This is a genomic window from Streptomyces sp. NPDC021224, assembly GCF_044332905.1.
Classification (GTDB): Bacteria; Actinomycetota; Actinomycetes; order Streptomycetales; family Streptomycetaceae; genus Actinacidiphila.
Genome location: NZ_JBIRPW010000002.1, coordinates 601801 through 619641, shown reverse-complemented (window position 1 = coordinate 619641; position 17841 = coordinate 601801). Strand labels below are relative to the sequence as shown.

Below are 17841 nucleotides of genomic sequence, written 5' to 3'. Positions count from 1 at the left end.
GTGCCCGGGAGGATGCTCCCGGGATGCGGCCTGCGCAGCACTGAACCGGGGTGGTCTGAATCGGCCGCGGCAGGGAAGACGCCTGACACCAGTTTCTTGTGACGACGGCTGCCTGGCGGTTTATGGTGTGCCCTTCGTGCGCTGTGTGCGAAGTGCGAAGAAGGGAGCGGTCGTGACCCAAGCGCCCCACGAGGGAGAGATAGTGTCTCGTGACGGCACGCTACGGGCCACCACCACCTTCCCCGGGGCACTGCCGTCCATCGCGCGGGCCCGGGATTTCACCGCCGGATTCGTTGACCAAGCGGCCCAGGCCAACCCACGGATCCAGCCCGGTCGGCGCGGCGACGTACTGCTGGTGATCAGCGAGCTAGTCACCAACGTGGTCCGGCACACACCGGGGCCGTGCGACGTGACGCTGGAGATGACCGGCGAAGAACTGGTCCTCACGGTCAGCGACATCAGCACGCAGCCGCCGACGTTCCACCCGCCCGCACCGCACCGCATCGGGCGCCACGGCCTGGAGATCGTCCGGGCCCTGTGCACCAGCGTCGACAGCCGCCCCACGCCTCAGGGCAAGGCCGTCCGCGCCATCATGTCCCTGGCCTGACACGACGCAACCGCCCTTGACGAGTGGTGTGCCCGCACGCGGCCGGGCCGTCGCCGCGCCGCCGACGCCGGTCCCCTCCATAGCCGCGCGCAGCCGAGCGAAACCCGCGTGCCGGAACGCAACCCCACCAACAGGCGCTCACCGGCGAGGTTCGGTCGACGGCCATGGTCTGGACGCGCCGCGGGCACCGTACGCAGTGCGCTGAGTGCGATGTACCTCGAAACGCTGCGGGTGCGGATGGGGCCGGACAGGTTCGGCGCCCCGGCCGATGCGCCGAAGAGGTTCACGAGGCATTTGAGGCGGGGACGGGCTTCGACGTCAACGAGGAACTCCTCACCCGCGACGTTCGCGGCGGGCCGGCGACGGTCGCCACCGGCCGCGCAGACGGCCGGGCCGTGGAGGCCATGGAGGGGACCCTGACACGGGCTGCACGGTGGTGACGGCGGAAGTCGCGGACGACTCGGTAGGGCTGACAGCGCTCCGCGAGCAGTTGCTCCGGATGGTCGAGGAGGGCGAGCCGCCGGAGTGACCACCGGCCGCCCGAGTGGCCCTCCGCGTCAACGGAAGCGGCAGGCCGGCCTTCGGGGCGGTCGCAGCCGCCGGTCGGGTCGGCGAGTGCCGCGTGGGCGGCCCGTGGCGTCACGCCGGCCACGGCTACGCCCGGCCTGCGGCCACGAGCAGGCCGGGCGCTCCTCGCGCCTGGGCATATGTCAGTTGCGGGCGGCAACAAGCAGGGTGAGAGGCGGCCGGAAGCGGTGGCGGCGATCCTCGTGTCGAGCGAGGCGTGGCTGTGCCGGATCAACGCGGGCGGGATGAGCCCGGGGGTCGCACTGTGGGGGTGTGAGCGGTGAGGAGTCGTGATGACCGGTAGCGAGAGGGGTGCCGACGGCAGGCCTGCTTCCCGTTCCGGCGCGGGCCGTGACAGCGGGAGTGCGGCCACGGTGCTCGCGCGGATGCTGCAGGCCGCGGAGGCAGCCCCGCCGGTGGAGTCCCTGGACGTGGTCGCGCGGATCCTCAAGGACCGGTTGGGGGCTGAAGCGGTGTCGTTCCTGATCACCGACTTCACGGGCAGCTCGGTGGTACGGCTGGGGGCTGCGGGCAGTGTCAAGACCGGTGAGCCCGCCCGGCGCATTCCTTTGGCCGGCACCCTGTACGACGACGTGATCCGCACTCAGCGCCCAGGCGTGGAGGACACGGGGTGGGAGGCGCAGGTGCGGGTGGTGGCCCCGGTGACCAACCGCGGTGACGCCATCGGGCTGCTGGAGCTGTTCCTGCCCAAGGCCCCTGAGGAGGCGGTGATGCGGGAGATCGGCGAGACGGCCCACGCGCTGGCGTACATCGTCATCGCCAACCGGCCCTTCACCGACCTGTACCAGTGGGGCCGGCGCACCCTGCCGCTGAGCCTCGCCGCGGAGATCCAGCACCGGCTGCTGCCGGCATCGCTGACGTGCGAGGCGGCGCAGTTCGCGGTCGCCGGTGCTCTGGAGCCGGCCGACCACGTCGGAGGTGACACCTTCGACTACGTCCTGGACCGCGACACCGTGCAGCTGTCGATCACCGATGCCATGGGGCACGACGTGCAGGCCGCGCTCCTTGCCACTTTGGTGGTCAGCGCCCTGCGCCGGGCCCGGCGAGCGGGCGCCGACCTGCTGGAGCAGGCACGCCAGGCTGACCAGGCCATGCGCGAGGGTAGCGCCCACGGGTACGTGACCGGTCAGCTGTTGCGGATCAGCCTGCGCGACGGGAGCACGGAGTTCGTCAACGCCGGACACCCCTGGCCGCTGCTGCTGCGCGACGGGCAGGTGCAGCAGATCACCCCCAAGGTCGACGCACCCTTCGGCGTCAACCCCCAGCACGCCTACCGGGTGCAGTGCCTGGACCTGCGGCCCGGAGACCGGCTGGTGATGCTCACCGACGGCATGCTGGAACGCAACGCCAAAACCGTGGCCCTTGCCGACCTGATCGCCGACACCCGCGCACTGCACCCACGGGAAGCCTCCCGCGCCCTGATCGGCGCGATCGTGGACGCCGCCGACGGCCACCTGGCGGACGACGCCACCGTCATCTGCCTGGACTGGAACGGCACCCACAACTCTCGGCGGGACGCCGACACCGGCGCCGACCTCATCGACGCCTCCTCACCCTCACCGGCGACGCGCCTTGAGTGATGCGACCAGCCGCCGGCCCGCCGACGACAGGCTCAGGAACGCTTCGAGAGCGTCCTGGACCGCGATCCTCGACACGGTCGGGCTCGGCCCCGCGGTCGACGCGACAGAGTTCGGCTCAGGCCAGTGCCTGGTCGATCCGGTCGTGGAGGGAGAGGATCGCATGAGCGCCGGTGATCCGGAAGACGCGCGACACGGCGGGCTGCAGGCCGGCCAAGCGAAAGGGGATGCTGCACTGCTGGGCCTGCAGGTGGGCGTGCAGCAGCAGATTCAGGCCGCTGGAGTCGCAGAAGGTCAAGGCGCTGAGGTCGACGGCGATCACGCGCAGTGGTGGATCGGCCTGAAGGGCATGGGCGAGGGCCTCTTGAAGTGCGGGTGCGCTGTTGAGGTCCAGCTCTCCGGAAGCCGAAACCACTTGTGCGCCGTCGTCGGCGTCGTGGACACCCACTATCAGTCGTTCGCGGGCCTGGGCCGACCCCGCACTGTCGGAGCGCACCATGGGGAGCTTCTCCCTCTCATTCCTGATCATGAGATGTGTCTCCGGTGACTCTACGCGGTCACTGCACGGCCCGCGTAGCTCTCCTGTTCGATGGAGCCGAGTCGTGATATGGGCCACCCTGAGGCCGCCCGCTCAGTCCACCGCCCCCGCCTGCACCAGCACGGTCATCGGCCTGCTCGCCGAACGGGCGCCGGGTCCGCTGATGGCCCTGCGCGAGGCGGATCCCGCGTTCGTCCTGCTCGACGGCACCCTCGCCGAATGCGACCGCGTCAGACCTGACCGCCGCCCGCACCCACCGCATCATCCGCATCATCCGCATCTGCGAGCGCCAGGGAGTCCGGATCCTGGCCGACCTCACCTGCCAAGGCGTCGGTTCATGGCTGACCACCGGCATCAAACGCAGGCTCCTGCAGGAACTCACCCCACCGGCCTGCTCGCCGACAGATTCCTCACCGCGGCAGCACCGGACGGCACGGGCCTTCTGGAAGGCACGACCGGAGCCGTCCTCGCCTTCCAGGACACAGAACCCGACAGCTTCCACACGCCCCAAGGACAGTGGGACGCATGCCTGCTCCTGACGTGACCGGGATACCTGCGCGTGACCCGAGCCGGGCCGCATCCGACGGCAACTCGTCCACGACGAGACCAAGACCGAGGCATCGTCGGCGGTCCTGCCGCTGCCGCAGATCTGCGTGACCGCCCTGCAGCTTCGGCAGAAGGAACAGGAGGCAGCCAAACAAGCGGCCGGCGAGCTGTGGACCGAGTCCGACTTCGTCTTCACCACGCGGTACGGAACTCCGGTCGAGCCCCGCAACTTCAACCGCTCGTTCGCCAACCGGTCGGACAAGGCGGGAGTGCGGCGGATCCGGCTGCACGACACCCGCCACACCTGCGGCTCGCTTCTCGCTGCGCTCGACGTGCACCCCCGGGCCGCGATGCAGATCCTCCGGCACAGCAAGATCACGGTCACGATGGAGGTCTACACGCACATACCGTCCGAAGCGACCCGGAAGGCGCTGCGCAAGCTCGGCAAGCACCTGGGGCCAGCAGGCTCGAAGCTAGCTGCTGTACTTTGCTGCTGTACACCGCGAAAAAGCCCCTCCCGGATTATCCCCGGGAGGGGCTTTGAGCTGCGGTGGACCTGAGGGGATTCGAACCCCTGACCCCCTCGATGCGAACGAGGTGCGCTACCGGACTGCGCCACAGGCCCTTGCAACGAGGAAAACTCTAGCATCTCCGCGAGGGTGCTCGTGAACGCAATACGGGCTGGCGGGAAGGCCTACTCGTTCGCCGCGCGGGGGCGGTCCGGGTCGGCGTACTGGTCGAAGAGCGGCGTGCGGGCCGTACGCGGGCGCGGGCGGCCGGGGCCGGCGGCCGGGGGCGCGGCAGGCTCGCCCGTTGCCGAGGACGGCGTCGTACCGGAGCGGGCGGAGCTCCAGGTGTCGGGTGCGCCGAGGTCGACGCCTCCGGTAGTGCGCGGGGCGACCGGGGCAGTGACGTAGGTCGGCAGCGGCACGGGTACGGGCTCCCAGCCGTCGTCGGCCGCCTGCTGGGCACGTTGCTGGTCGACCCACTCGGCGTGGTCGGTCTGCTCGACAAGGGCGCGGCGGTCGGCAGTACGCGGCGAGGGCGCGGGGGCCGGTACCGGCGCAGGCCTGGGCGAGGCGGCTTCCTTGGCGGGCGCGGGCGGCAGTTCCGTGCGCGGCCGCTCGGGGCGGACGCGGTCGGGCCGGGCACGCAGCCTGCGCGCGGCCTCGGCGGCCTGGCGCTGATCGAGCCGCACCTCGTAGCGACGACGCTCCTGGCGGCGCATCTGGCCGATGTACACGGTGAGCAGGACAGCCGGGACGGACGGTGCCCAGAGCAGCGTGACACCGCCCACTGCCGCGGCGACGGCCCCGGCGGTGAAGGCGAGGAAGAGGAGGGTGGTCGTCCGGCGACGGCGCGCCAGAACCTTGGCGCGGGCGTCGGGCCGTGCGGCGGCGGAACCGGCCGGGCGGGCGGCCACGGCGGGGCGCACCTCGGTCGCGGGCACGGCAAGGCCGCGGACGTCGACGACGTCCGCGGTGTCGAGGTCGTCCTCGACGTCGTCGGCACCGGGCTCGACACGCTCGCCGCGCGCCTTGGCGACGCGCCGCTCCATCGCCGCCCGCCCGGACAGCAGCCGGATGGCGGTGCTGAAGCGTTCCGTCGGGCGCGCTTCGTTGAGCTCGTCCTGCCTACGGAGCCACATCGGCACCAGGTAGGCAGCCCAGGCCCCGACGATGACTGCGTAGATGAGGCCGCTACTGCTCACGCATTACACGGTAGGGGGAATCGAGACAGGCCATACGGAATTTGGCCCGGTGTGTCGCACGATCTGGCTGATAAGCCGAGAATTTTTGGCACCGCGGGCTTCCCATTCGAACGCTTGTCCTATTTCTGGGACGCTCCGGGTCTCGCCCTGTGCCAGCGGTTGAGCATTCCTTCGGGCACCTCCTCCGCGGTCAGCGCGTAGACGAGGTGGTCGCGCCATCCGCCGTCGATATGCAGGTAGCGCGGACGCAGCCCCTCCTCGCGGAAGCCGAGTTTTTCCGCGACGCGGCGGCTGGGCCCGTTCTCGGGGCGAATGCACACCTCCACACGGTGCAGGCCGACCCGGCGGAAGCAGTGGTCCACGGCCAGGGCGACGGAGGTCGGCATGACGCCGCGGCCGGCGACGGCCTCGTCCACCCAGTAGCCGATGTGCGCCGAGCACATGGAGCCCCAGGTGATGCCCGCGACGGTGAGTTGACCGGCGAGGCGGCCCTGATAATCGATGACGAACGGCAGCATGCGGCCGGCTCCGGCTTCGCTGCGCAGATGACGCACCATCTGTCGATAGGTGGGCCGTTGGGCGATGTGACCAGGCGGCGCCGGCGGCACCGTGGCCTCCCACGGCCGCAGCCAGTCGCGGTTGCGCCGGTTGACCTCACGCCATGCGCGTTGGTCGCGCATCCTGATCGGGCGGAGGGTGATGTCACCGTCCGCCAGTTCCGTCGGCCAGACCCCGTTCAGCTCGGTCTCCCAGGGACTGAGGTTTCCGATGGTGCGGAAGTCGGATGATCGCCGCCCCGGATCTGATCGATTGCATGCGCCAGGAGCGGAGCGAGCACGGCGAGCCCGTCCTTGACGCCTCCGGTCGATCCGGGGAGGTTCACCACCAGTGTGCGCCCCGCGACCCCGGCAACACCGCGTGAGAGTACCGCGGTGGCCACTTTTTCCCGGCCCGCGGCGCGAATCGCCTCGGCGATACCCGGGATCTCGTAATCGATGATCTGCCGGGTGGCCTCGGGCGTGCGATCGGTCGGCGAGATACCGGTACCGCCCGTGGTAACGACCACGTCGTACCCGGCATCGACGGCTGCCCGCAGCGCCAGCGCGACCGGTTCGCCGTCGGGTACGACTTGAGGGCCGTCGACGGCGAACCCGGCCTCGCGCAGTGCGGCCGCGGCCAGCGGACCGCTGCGGTCCTCGTACACGCCCGAGGCCGCCCGGTTGGACGCGGTGACCGTGAGGGCGCGCAGCCGAGCCGCGGCGCCGCTCATGGCCGGTGCCAGTCGCCGGACTTGCCGCCGGTCTTCTCCTCGACCCGCACGTCGGTGATGACAGCGGACTTGTCCACGGCCTTCACCATGTCGACGACGGTGAGTGCCGCCACGCTGACGGCAGTCAGTGCTTCCATCTCCACACCCGTGCGGTCGGTGGTCCTCACCGTGGCGGTGATCTCCACCGCGTCGTCGGCCACCACCAGGTCCACAGTGACGCCCGACACCGCCAGCGGGTGGCACAGCGGGATCAGATCGGGGGTTCGTTTGGCGCCCATGATGCCCGCGATGCGCGCCGTGGCGATGGCGTCGCCCTTGGGCACTCCGGCGCCGCGCAGCAGCCGGACGACCTCGGCGCCCACCAGGACGCGGCCGGTGGCGCGTGCGGTACGAGACGTCACCTCCTTGGCGGAGACGTCGACCATACGGGCCGAACCTGCTTCGTCGAGGTGGGTGAGATGGTGCCGAGCGCTGCTCATCGTTCTCCCGATGCGGTCTTCAGGGCAGACACCGTACCGGCAGCCGTCCTCCTCCGCCCGGGGGCCCTGGGCGCACCGACCCCGGTCGCTAGTCCAGCACGATGACATCGACGTCGGCGCCGGCCTCCAGCGACGTGACCTCCTCGGGGACGACGATCAGCGCGTCGGCGTTCGCAAGCGCTGCGACCAGGTGCGACCCCGCGCCCCCGACCGGGGTGACGCTGCGCGAGGCGTGGTCGTAACGGCCCCTCAGGAACTGCCGACGCCCCTCCGGTGAGCTATCGATAGCCGTTACGCACGCAGCCCGTACGACGTCGCGATGCACTGGCCCGACGCCCATCAGCGTGCGGATGGCGGGGCGCACGAACAGCTCGAAGGACACGTATGCGCTGACCGGGTTGCCGGGCAGGGCGAGCAGCGGGGTACGCGCGGGCCCGATCCGTCCGAAACCCTGCGGCTTGCCCGGCTGCATGGCGAGCTTGCGGAACTCCACGTGCCCGTTGTCCCCACCAGGCTGGTCGTCGGCGCCGTACATCGCGCCGCCGAGCGAGGACAGCGCCTCCTTCACGACGTCGTACGCGCCGACGCTGACCCCACCCGTGGTGACTATGATGTCGGCGCGGACGAGCTGGTCCTCGATGGTGGCGCGCAGCGTCTCGACCTCGTCGACGACCGCACCGACTCGATAGGCGATGGCGCCCGCTGCCCTGGCCGCTGCGGTGAGAGCGAAACTGTTGGAGTCGTGGATACGGCCCGGGCCGAGCGTGTCTCCGGGCTGGACCAGTTCGCTGCCGGTGGACACCACGACAACGCGCGGCCGCGGCCGGACTGTGACACTGGCGCGGCCGACAGCGGCCAGCAGAGCGATCTGCGGCGGTCCGAGGACGGTACCCGCGGCGAGCGCCAGCTCCCCCGCCCCCACGTCACTGCCACGGGTACGGATGAACTGCCCCCGGGACGGTCCCCGGTGCACCCGTACCTCGCCGCCGGCCCGCTCCGGGTCGACACTGTGCGCGGTCATGGTGGTGGCCGGTCCGCCCCCCGTGCCGCCGTCCGTCCACTCGACCGGGACGACCGCCTCGGCACCTGGCGGGAGCGGTGCACCGGTCATGATGCGGGCGGCCTGCCCCGGTCCGACCGAGGGCGGCTCGCCCCCTCCGGCGGCGATGTCACCGACGACCTCGAGGACCGCGGGGTGTTCGGACGACGCGGACCGGGTATCGGCGACGCGGACCGCGTAGCCGTCCATGGAACTGTTGTCGAAGGGCGGCAGCGCCACGGGCACAGTGACGTCCTCGACCAGGACGCACCCCTGGGCGTCGAGCAGTTGCAGCTCGATGGGCTCCAGCGGGGCCAACTGCCCCAGGATGCTGTCCAGGTGCTCGGTGACGGACCATACGCGCTCGGCGCCCTGATTCACTCTTGCATCTCCTCGGTGACGTACGTACGCAGCCAGCTGCGGAACTCGGGTCCCAGGTCTTCACGTTCGCATGCCAGTCGGACAATCGCCCGCAGATAATCGCCTCTGTCACCGGTGTCGTAGCGGCGACCGGTGAACACGACTCCGTGTACAGGCCCGCCGTCGTCGTCCCGATGGGAGAGCTCACGCAGCGCATCGGTCAGCTGGATCTCACCGTTGCGGCCGGGTTCGGTCTTCCTGACGGCGTCGAAGACCGCGGGGTCCAGGACGTAGCGGCCGATGATCGCGAAGTTGGACGGCGCCTGGCCGGCATCGGGTTTCTCCACGAGATCCGTCACACGCACGACGTCGTCCTCGTCCGTCGGCTCTATGGCGGCGGCACCGTAGAGGTGGATCTGTTCGGGCGCCACCTCCATGAGTGCGATCACGCTCCCGCCGAACCGCTCCTGCACGTCGATCATTCGGGAGAGCAGCGGGTCTCGCGGATCGATCAGGTCGTCGCCGAGCAGGACGGCGAACGGCTGGTCCCCGACGTGCGGTTCCGCGCACAGTACGGCGTGCCCGAGGCCCTTCGGGTCCCCCTGCCGCACGTAGTGCATGGTGGCCAGATCGCTGGATTCGCGCACCCGCGCGAGGCGGCCGTCGTCACCCTTGCGGGTGAGGGCTTCCTCCAGCTCGTAGTTCCGGTCGAAGTGGTCCTCCAGAGGACGCTTGTTGCGACCGGTGATCATCAGCACATCGGACAGATCCGCCGCGACGGCTTCCTCGACCACGTACTGGATGGCCGGTTTGTCCACCACCGGGAGCATCTCCTTGGGCGTCGCCTTGGTCGCCGGAAGGAAGCGTGTACCGAGGCCCGCCGCGGGAATGACGGCTTTGCCGATCCGGGCGCGTGAGTGAGTCATGCCGTGCACCATAGCGTTCGTGAATGTGCAGAAGATGAAGAAACGGTTCATAGCGGCTGATATACAGCGGTTGTGGAGAACATGGATGTGGTGAGGGCGGTAAGGGCCGACAAGGCACAGCTTCGGGCACGGCTCCTGCGCACACGGCGCGGGATACCGGCGCAGGAGCGCGAGGTCGCGGCCCACGCCCTCGCGGCGACGCTACGCGGGCTGCCTGAGTGCGTTCACAGCAAAGCCGTGGCCGCTTACGTCTCCATGGGCTCCGAGCCAGGCACCGGCCCCCTCCTCGGAGCCCTCCACGCTGCAGGGGTGCGCGTGCTGTTGCCCGTCCTGCTGCCCGACAACGACCTGGACTGGGCCGAGTACGGCGGACAGGACGCCCTGGAGCGCACTGCGCGGGGTCTCTTCGAGCCGACCGGCCCACGACTGGGCCCGGACGCCGTCACGGCCGTCCAGGCGGTCCTGCTGCCGGGGCTGGCGGTGGACTCCCGCGGGGTCCGCCTCGGCCGGGGCGGAGGCTCCTACGACCGCGCGCTGAGCCGTGTCGGACGGTCCGGTACCCGGCCCGCGCTCGTGGTGGTGCTCTACGCGCACGAGGTCCTCGACACGGTCCCGGCCGAACCGCACGACGGCGCCGTGGACGCCGCTCTCACTCCCGCGGGTGTCCACCGCTTTCGCACCTGACGTCCCCACCGCCCGGGGCGGGGACATCGCGCGCGGCCGGACGCGTCATCGTCGCGGCAATTTGCCGGGCGTCAGGGGGTGAGCGCCATGGTGGCCTTGGCCGCCTTCTTCACCGCTTCGTCGGAGAAATACCACGGCAGGAGCTCGTTGGCCGCCCATTTGTCGGTCTGGTCGGTGTAGTGCGGGTTGTAGGCGTGTCCGGAGGCGCCCGTCAGGTTGATCCACCGAGACTTGTCGAGGTCCTGGAGGTTGACGATCATCCGCATCGACGGCACCCAGATGACGTCGTAGCCGCCGGCCGCGTTCCACCCGGTTGCATCGACCGCCGCCTCGCCGCCACTGAGCTGCCAGGGGCCGCGGTTGAGCAGCCACTTGATCACACCGGGGCCGTCGGTGCCGAGAGTCTGGTTCTTCAGCTCCAGCTTGTGCAGCCGGCCCCAGCTCCAGGTGTCTATGTCCTTGCCCAGCTTCGCGGTGAGTTCGTAGCGGGCGTCCTTCATGGCCTGCGCGAGGAGCTGATCGCGGGTGCTGTGGTGCGCCTTGTCGGTGTCGATGCCGTAGAAGGCGGTGGTGGACGTGGTCCACCAGGCATTCGTCGGGTCGTCGAGGATGCTGAGGACCACTTCGGACCAGCGGTCACTACCGTCCGGCTGAGCCTCGGAGGGGTCGCGTTCACCGCATTCCTGGACCGTGGGAATGCCCTTGCCGTCGAGGTTGTCGACCGGCCCGGTCTCACCGACAGGGGGAACCCTCAGGCACTGTCCCTCGGGGCGCAGTTCCTTCGGCAGCTTGTTGCCGAAGGCGAGCTTGAGGACATTGCGCCACACCGCGTTGAAGTACGCGGCCGCGGCGGAGTCGGCGTCCTGGTTGTAGTCCCATCCTTCGAGCAGTTTCTGCGCATTGCGCACATAACTGTTCTTGTCATCCGTTATGTCGATCTTGAGGAGGATCGGCACCAGCTTCTTGGCGATCTCGCTGCTGTTGTCGCTCTGCATGGACTGCATATCGTCCATGGAGACCTTTCCGCCGTCCTTGACCTTGGAGGCGATGAGGTCGTTGATGCGCTGGCTGCGCGTGCCGTATCCCCAGTCCTGGGTGAGCAGGTACGGGTACTTGCTCTGATCGATAACCGCTTGGTTCGCCGTCACAATGTACCCGCGCTCGGGGTCGTACTCGTACGGCATCGCCTGGAACGGGATGGTTCCCTTCCAGTCGTAGCGGGAATCCCAGCCGGGCACGGGGTAGGTGCCGTCGTCGCCGTCGGCGCGGATCGGCACCTGGCCGGGCGCCTGATAGCCGATGTGACCATGAGCGCCCTTGCTGTCCGCGTAGATCAGGTTCTGCGACGGCACAGCGAAGTCCTTGGCCGCGTCGCGGAACTGCTCGAAGTCGGTCGCACGGTCGAGTTCAAAGACTGCGTCCATCGTTTTCGAGGGCTTGAGCGCCGTCCAGTTGAGGGCGACCGCGTACCCGGAGTTCACGCCGCCCGGCGGATTGTCGACAGGCGCCGTCTGCCCAACCTCGCGGATCTCGTCACTGCGGTCGGAGATGAGCGGCCCGTTCGTCGTCTCCCGCACCGTGATCTCGCGGCTCTTGCCACCGGCGACCTTGATCTCCTCGTGCCGCATGGTGAACGGCACCTGCTTGCCGTCCCGCAGGTAGGTGGTCGCGGTCACCTTCTCCAGGTAGAGGTCCGTGACGTCTGCACCCAGGTTGGTCATCCCCCACGCGATGTCCTGGTTGTGTCCGATTATCACGCCGGGCATGCCGGAGAACGTGTACCCCGCCACGTCGTACGGACAGGCACTGCTCACCGTGCGGCAGTGCAGCCCCATCTGGTACCAGAGCGACGGCAGCTGCGGCGCCAGGTGCGGGTCGTTCGCCAGCATCGGCTTGCCCGTCGTCGTGAGGGCGCCGGAGACGACCCACGAGTTGGACCCGATGCCACTGCCGTTCGGACCGAGCAGCGCGGGCATCTGATCGATTATCTGCGAGATGCCCGCGAGCTGGCTGTCGACGCTGTTGTTCAGCGACTGGGGGCCTGACGACCCCCCAGCCGGGGTGTACACCTTTGTCGCGGAATCGACGGACCCACCGTCGACGATCGGTCGATTGCGGTCGTACGGGTACGCAGGATAAAGCTGCTTGATCTGCGCCTGGCTGAGCCGGCTCGTCATGAGCGCGCGGTCGATCTCATCTTGCATGTTGCCGCGGAGATCCCACGCCATTGCCTTGAGCCAGGCCACCGAGTCCACCGGGGTCCACCGCTCCGGCTTGTAGTCGTTGCTGAACTTCAGCGCCGCGTACTCCACGGACAGCGCCGCCCCACTGTGGTCCTTCAGGTAGGCGTTGACACCGTCGCTGTAAGCACTCAGGTACGACTTGGTGGCGGCGTCGAGCTGGGTGTCGTATTCCTTCTGCGCGACGCCGTGCCAGTCGAGCGTACGCAGGAACGCGTCCGTCTCGACCTGCCCCTTGCCGAACATCTCGGACAGCCGCCCGGAGGTGAGGTGCCGCCGCACGTCCATCTCGTAGAAGCGATCCTGCGCCTGCACGTACCCCTGCGCCCGGAAGAGGTCCTCGGGGGTGTCGGCGTAGATCTGCGGGATGCCGTACGCGTCGCGCTCAACGTCGACGGGCGCGGACAGCCCCGCGAGCTTGAGCGAACCGGTTGTCTGCGGGAACGAGGCCCGCACCGTGCTCACACTCCAGTACGACGCGAAGCCGACGCCTGCCATCAGCAGCAGCACGAGCGCGATCACGATGAAGCGTACGCGGCGGGACTTCTTCCGTGCGGGCATCGCTGTCCTTCGAGGGCAGTGCGGATCAGATGATCAAGGTGCTCCTTGTGCAAGGGCAACCATAGGCGCATGCCTTGTGCGGCAGGGACGCGGAGTCGGACCTGCCGTGATGTGGACCATACAACGTCAAGAGAGGGTAAAATATTAGCCTAGACAACAAAGTTGAAAGGACCGGTGCCCTGACTGTCCACCACCTCAACGAGATCCTGCTGGTCGGCGCGGCCGTACTGCTCGTCGCCGTCGTAGCCGTCCGCCTGGCGTCCCGCAGCGGCCTTCCCACTCTGCTCATCTACCTCGGCATCGGCGTCGCCATAGGGCAGGACGGTCCTTTCGGCTTCACCTTCGACAACGTCGAACTGACCCAGGTGCTCGGATACGCGGCACTTGTGGTGATCCTCGCCGAGGGCGGACTCGGCACGAAGTGGCACGAGATCAAGCCGGTCATGCCGATCGCCGCAGTGCTATCGACTGTCGGCGTTGTTGTGAGTGTGGTCATCACGGCGGCCGCGGCTCACTACGCGGTAGGTCTCGACTGGCGCCAGTCGCTGATCATCGGTGCCGTGGTGTCGTCCACGGATGCCGCGGCGGTCTTCTCCGTCCTGCGCAACGTCCCGCTGCCCAAACGCATAACCGGCGTGCTCGAAGCCGAGTCGGGGTTCAACGACGCCCCCGTGGTGATCATGGTGATCGCCTTCTCCGCGAACGGGCACATCGATTCCTGGTACCACCTGCTGGGCGAGACACTTCTGGAACTGCTCATCGGTGGCGCGATCGGGATCGCGGTCGGCTGGATCGGCGCCTACGGGCTCAAGCACGTCGCCCTGCCCGCCTCGGGCCTCTACCCGATCGCCGTCATGGCCATCGCGGTCGCCGCTTACGCCGCCGGCGCCATGGCGCACGGCTCGGGCTTCCTCGCGGTCTACACCGCGGCGCTCATCCTCGGCAATGCGAAGCTGCCCCACCGGCCCGCGACGCGCGGATTCGCCGAGGGGCTCGGCTGGATCGCGCAGATCGGCCTGTTCGTACTCCTCGGATTGCTGGTGACCCCGCACGAACTGGGCGACGACATCGTTCCCGCACTGATCATCGGCTTGTTCCTGACCCTGCTCGCCCGCCCTGCGGAGGTCGTGATCAGTCTGCTGCCGTTCCGGGTCCCCTGGCGCGAGCAGGCGCTGATGTCGTGGGCCGGGCTGCGCGGCGCCGTGCCCATCGTCCTGGCCACGATTCCCATGGTCGCCGGAGTGTCCGAAAGCCGGAAGATCTTCAATATCGTCTTCGTACTGGTGATCTTCTACACCCTCGTCCAGGGGCCGACGCTTCCGTGGCTGGCGCGACGCCTGCGCCTCGGCGAGAGCAGCGGCCCTGCGGACCTGGGCATCGAGTCGGCACCGCTGGAGCGGCTGCGCGGACACCTGCTCTCCGTCGCCATTCCCGAGGGCTCACGGATGCACGGAGTCGAGGTCAACGAACTTCGGCTGCCGACAGGTGCCGCCGTGACGCTCGTCGTCCGTGACGGCGCCAGCTTCGTACCCCTGCCGTCGACCAGCCTGCGGCGCGGCGACGAACTGCTCGTCGTCACGACCGACCCCGTACGGGACGCGGCCGAGGAGCGCCTGCGGGCCGTGGGGCGCGGCGGCAAGCTCGCCGGCTGGCTGGAGGAACGCGGAAAGGCCCGCCAGAGCTGAGGCGCTGGCGATCGTGGAGCCGTCAGCAGATGATTACGTATTATGGTGCGGTATTTGTCCAGTACGACCTCTGTCTGATGCAGGGCCGGCGCGGTCACCCGCGCTGAGCGGACGGCTCTCGGCGATGGTCACGGTCTCTGACCGTGCACGCGCTACCAGGCGGCAGAAATGACCAGCCAGTGGCATCCACGGTGCCCACGTCCCCGTCACCGACACAGACGCAGGAGGCCACCCGCAAGCCGGGTTATCGGCAGTTGCTCGGCTCCCCCGGAGCGCGCGCCTTCGTCCTCCCTGGTTTCGCAGCGAGGCAGCCCTTCGCGATGCTCACGATCAGCCTGGTGCTGCTCGTGCAGCACACGACGGGCTCCTACGGCAAAGCGGGCGCCGCCGCGGCGGTGACCGGCGCCGCCATGGCGCTCTGCGCGCCGAGGGCCGGCCGTCTCGCCGACCGGCACGGCCAGCGAGCCGTTCTCGTACCCGGCGTGACCCTGCACGCACTGTCGGTGTGCGCCCTCGTGATCCTCGCCCTGTCGCACGCCCCGGTGTGGGTACTGCTCGTGGCAGCGGTGCCTGCGGGCGCGACGGTGCCGCAGATCGGTCCCATGGTTCGGTCGCGGTGGGCTGTGACACTCAGCGACCGGGCGGGCGGCACCTCGCCGCTCCTGCAGACGGCGGCCGCGTTCGAGTCGGTGACCGACGAATTCACTTTTGTCATCGGACCGATCCTGGCCACGGCGCTGTGCACGGGAATCCATCCTGCAGCAGGGCTCATCACCGAGGCGGTGCTCACCCTTGCGGGGGGATGGCTGTTCGCGGCGCAGCGCAGGACGGCTCCGACCCCGCACCGGGGGACGGCGGAGGACGGCCCTCACCGCGCGTCGGCTCTGTCGGTGCCGGGCGTGCGGGCGCTCGTCGCCGCGTTCGCCGGCATAGGTGCCGTATTCGGCGGTATGCAGGTGTCGGTCACCGCGGTCACCCAGGACGCCGGCCACCCTGGGCTCAACGGTGTCGTCTACGGCACCTTCGCCGCGGGCAACATGCTGGCGGGCGTGGCCTACGGCGCCCTGTCCTGGCGCCGCAGCCCGCGTCGGCGGCTGCTGACGGCGTACGGCGCGCTGACCCTCGCGTGCGTTCCGCTGTGGGCCGCACAGAGCCTGTCCCTGATGAGCGGACTGGTGCTCCTGGTGGGGCTGTGCATCGCACCAGCCCTCATCACCGGCTACACCCTGGTCGAGGCTCTGGTGCCCGCGGCCGCGCGGACCGAGGCGTTCACCTGGCTGACGGGCGCGGTCGCACTCGGCCAGGCCGCTGCGGTCACCGCGGCGGGGCTGCTCGCGGACGGCGTCGGAGCCCACGCGGCCTTCTGTGTGCCGCTGACCGGCACTGCTGCCGCATTCGCGACGATCACCGCGCTGCGCAGGCACCTCGTACCGCAGTCCTCGGCCGCCCCCGCCGCGGGTGTGATCGGTCACCGTCCGGCGGTCACGGTGGACTGAGCCACGGAAATGCTGCACTATTGAGCGTCGTTAGCACTCAATGAGTGAGAGTGCCAGGAGGAGCTAGTGCCGACGTATCAGTACCAGTGCACCGAGTGCGGCGAGGGCCTCGAGGCGGTGCAGAAGTTCAGCGACGACGCACTGACCGAATGCCCCAACTGCGGCGGTCGGCTGCGCAAGGTGTTCTCTGCGGTGGGCGTGGTCTTCAAGGGATCCGGCTTCTACCGGACCGACAGCCGCGGGTCTTCGTCCAGCAGCACCCCTGCCGCCAAGAGCAGCGGCTCGGACAGCAAGGCGAGCGGTAGCTCGTCCTCCGGTTCGTCGTCGTCCACGGCGTCGTCCAGGTCTTCCTCGTCTTCGAGCAGCTCCTCGTCCGCGGCCTGACCGCTCGGCGGACAAGCGCCTTCCGCTCCCGGACCTCCGTCGTCGACACGGCGGGGGTTCGTCGCATACCTGCGCCCCGCTTAGGGTGACGGTCATGGTGCAGAACGGCGGTGCGACACACGTACAGGCCGAGATCGGCGTGATCGGCGGATCCGGCTTCTACTCCTTCCTCGACGATGTGACCGAGGTCACCGTCGACACTCCCTACGGGGCGGCCAGCGACTCGCTGTTCGTCGGTGACGTGGCGGGGCGGCGCGTGGCGTTCCTGCCGCGGCACGGCCGGTCGCACCACCTCCCCCCGCACAAGATCAATTATCGGGCGAATCTGTGGGCTCTGCGCGCGACGGGCGTGCGCCAGGTGCTCGGCCCCTGCGCGGTGGGAGGGCTGCGCGCCGACTACGGCCCCGGGACCCTCCTCGTACCCGACCAGCTCGTCGACCGCACGAAGTCGCGCTCTCAGTCCTACTTCGACGGGGAGCCGCGGGGGGACGGCCTGGTGCCGAACGTCGTCCATGTGACCTTCGCGGATCCGTACTGCCCCGTCGGGCGGCAGGCCGCGGTGGACACCGCCCGGTCGAGCGGCTGGGAAGCCGTGGACGGCGGAACGCTCGTCGTGGTGGAAGGACCGCGTTTCTCCACCCGGGCGGAATCCCTCTGGCACGCCGCCCAGGGATGGTCGGTCGTCGGCATGACCGGGCACCCTGAGGCCGTGCTCGCCCGGGAGCTGGGCCTGTGCTACACCTCCCTGAACCTAGTGACGGACCTCGACGCGGGAGCGGACACCGGCGACGGCGTCTCGCACGAAGAGGTCCTCGAAGTCTTCGCGGCCAATGTCGGACGGATGCGCGACGTTCTCTTCGACGTCATCGCCGCGCTGCCCGCGAACTCCGAGCGGACCTGCCTGTGCGTGGACGCGCTCGGCGGTCAGGACCCCGGGATCCCGCTGCCGTAGGTACGGCCACCGCGGAGCGCGGGGTTTTCCACAGGGCGGGAAGTTATCCACAGGCTTCGATCGCGGGGGCGCGCGAGTACGCGATCGTGAGGGCGGCGACCGAATGCCCGGTCGCCGACCCTTCCGTATCCGGTGGTGATCCCAGTGCGTACTTCCTTGTCGGCTCCGTTGTCGGGCCTCCCCGCCGCCCCGCCTGTC

16 protein-coding genes, 1 tRNA gene and 1 pseudogene are annotated in these 17841 nt (G+C 69.4%); 9 read left to right on the top strand and 9 right to left on the bottom strand.

Annotated elements, in window-relative coordinates; translation table 11 throughout:
• Positions 1–172: 172 nt before the first annotated feature.
• Positions 173–607, top strand: coding sequence for an ATP-binding protein (locus ACH4PY_RS07985; RefSeq protein WP_398177166.1), 435 nt, complete (start codon positions 173–175; stop codon positions 605–607).
• Positions 608–1560: 953 nt separating this feature from the next.
• On the top strand, positions 1561–2775 hold the full coding sequence (locus tag ACH4PY_RS07980) for a PP2C family protein-serine/threonine phosphatase (protein WP_398177633.1): 1215 nt from the start codon (positions 1561–1563) through the stop codon (positions 2773–2775).
• Positions 2776–2890: 115 nt separating this feature from the next.
• Here ACH4PY_RS07980 and ACH4PY_RS07975 read toward each other — a convergent pair whose 3' ends face one another.
• Entirely contained in the window at positions 2891–3271 is a 381-nt protein-coding gene (locus ACH4PY_RS07975; RefSeq protein WP_398177163.1) for an STAS domain-containing protein, read from the bottom strand.
• A gap of 139 nt (positions 3272–3410) precedes the next feature.
• Here ACH4PY_RS07975 and ACH4PY_RS07970 point away from each other — a divergent pair.
• Both ACH4PY_RS07970 and xerC read left to right on the top strand, forming a co-directional pair.
• A pseudogene (locus ACH4PY_RS07970) lies at positions 3411–3849 on the top strand (hypothetical protein); the annotation flags it as partial.
• 114 nt (positions 3850–3963) lie between these two features.
• Positions 3964–4416 (top strand): tyrosine recombinase XerC, encoded by a 453-nt coding sequence (xerC, locus tag ACH4PY_RS07965; protein ID WP_398177160.1) that lies wholly within the window; start codon positions 3964–3966, stop codon positions 4414–4416.
• On the opposite strand, the gene ACH4PY_RS07960 is transcribed toward xerC, so the two are convergent.
• The 7 genes from ACH4PY_RS07960 to galU form a co-directional block, all read right to left on the bottom strand.
• A tRNA-Ala gene (locus tag ACH4PY_RS07960) sits at positions 4408–4481 on the bottom strand. The two genes, xerC and ACH4PY_RS07960, sit on opposite strands and share 9 nt — an antisense overlap.
• A 69-nt stretch (positions 4482–4550) precedes the next feature.
• Positions 4551–5567: a hypothetical protein gene (locus ACH4PY_RS07955; protein WP_398177158.1), complete on the bottom strand. Its 1017-nt coding sequence runs from the start codon at positions 5565–5567 to the stop codon at positions 4551–4553.
• Between the two features lie 119 nt (positions 5568–5686).
• Positions 5687–6307 (bottom strand): GNAT family N-acetyltransferase, encoded by a 621-nt coding sequence (locus ACH4PY_RS07950; protein ID WP_398177631.1) that lies wholly within the window; start codon positions 6305–6307, stop codon positions 5687–5689.
• Positions 6304–6837 (bottom strand): molybdenum cofactor biosynthesis protein B, encoded by a 534-nt coding sequence (locus tag ACH4PY_RS07945; RefSeq protein ID WP_398177156.1) that lies wholly within the window; start codon positions 6835–6837, stop codon positions 6304–6306. Before ACH4PY_RS07945 ends, ACH4PY_RS07950 begins: the two co-directional genes overlap by 4 nt.
• On the bottom strand, positions 6834–7316 hold the full coding sequence (gene moaC / locus ACH4PY_RS07940; RefSeq protein WP_398177153.1) for a cyclic pyranopterin monophosphate synthase MoaC: 483 nt from the start codon (positions 7314–7316) through the stop codon (positions 6834–6836). The genes ACH4PY_RS07945 and moaC overlap by 4 nt, the downstream gene beginning before the upstream one ends.
• 88 nt (positions 7317–7404) lie before the next feature.
• Positions 7405–8736, bottom strand: coding sequence for a gephyrin-like molybdotransferase Glp (glp, locus tag ACH4PY_RS07935; protein WP_398177150.1), 1332 nt, complete (start codon positions 8734–8736; stop codon positions 7405–7407).
• Positions 8733–9641, bottom strand: coding sequence for a UTP--glucose-1-phosphate uridylyltransferase GalU (galU, locus tag ACH4PY_RS07930; RefSeq protein ID WP_398177628.1), 909 nt, complete (start codon positions 9639–9641; stop codon positions 8733–8735). The genes glp and galU overlap by 4 nt, the downstream gene beginning before the upstream one ends.
• 81 nt (positions 9642–9722) lie before the next feature.
• On the opposite strand from galU, the gene ACH4PY_RS07925 reads away from it, so the two are divergent.
• The gene (locus ACH4PY_RS07925) at positions 9723–10325 is read left to right on the top strand and encodes a 5-formyltetrahydrofolate cyclo-ligase (protein ID WP_398177625.1); all 603 of its coding nucleotides are present in this window, start codon (positions 9723–9725) and stop codon (positions 10323–10325) included.
• A 71-nt stretch (positions 10326–10396) separates the two neighbouring features.
• On the opposite strand, the gene ACH4PY_RS07920 is transcribed toward ACH4PY_RS07925, so the two are convergent.
• Entirely contained in the window at positions 10397–13126 is a 2730-nt protein-coding gene (locus ACH4PY_RS07920) for a penicillin acylase family protein (protein WP_398177147.1), read from the bottom strand.
• Between the two features lie 143 nt (positions 13127–13269).
• Here ACH4PY_RS07920 and ACH4PY_RS07915 point away from each other — a divergent pair, with 143 nt between their 5' ends.
• The 4 genes from ACH4PY_RS07915 to ACH4PY_RS07900 all read left to right on the top strand — a co-directional run bounded on the left by ACH4PY_RS07915 (position 13270) and on the right by ACH4PY_RS07900 (position 17643).
• The gene (locus tag ACH4PY_RS07915) at positions 13270–14811 is read left to right on the top strand and encodes a potassium/proton antiporter (RefSeq protein WP_398177623.1); all 1542 of its coding nucleotides are present in this window, start codon (positions 13270–13272) and stop codon (positions 14809–14811) included.
• 320 nt (positions 14812–15131) lie between these two features.
• Positions 15132–16307 (top strand): MFS transporter, encoded by a 1176-nt coding sequence (locus ACH4PY_RS07910; protein ID WP_398177145.1) that lies wholly within the window; start codon positions 15132–15134, stop codon positions 16305–16307.
• A gap of 66 nt (positions 16308–16373) precedes the next feature.
• The gene (locus ACH4PY_RS07905; RefSeq protein ID WP_398177142.1) at positions 16374–16691 is read left to right on the top strand and encodes an FmdB family zinc ribbon protein; all 318 of its coding nucleotides are present in this window, start codon (positions 16374–16376) and stop codon (positions 16689–16691) included.
• A 94-nt stretch (positions 16692–16785) separates the two neighbouring features.
• On the top strand, positions 16786–17643 hold the full coding sequence (locus tag ACH4PY_RS07900) for an S-methyl-5'-thioadenosine phosphorylase (RefSeq protein WP_398177140.1): 858 nt from the start codon (positions 16786–16788) through the stop codon (positions 17641–17643).
• Positions 17644–17841 lie beyond the last annotated feature (198 nt).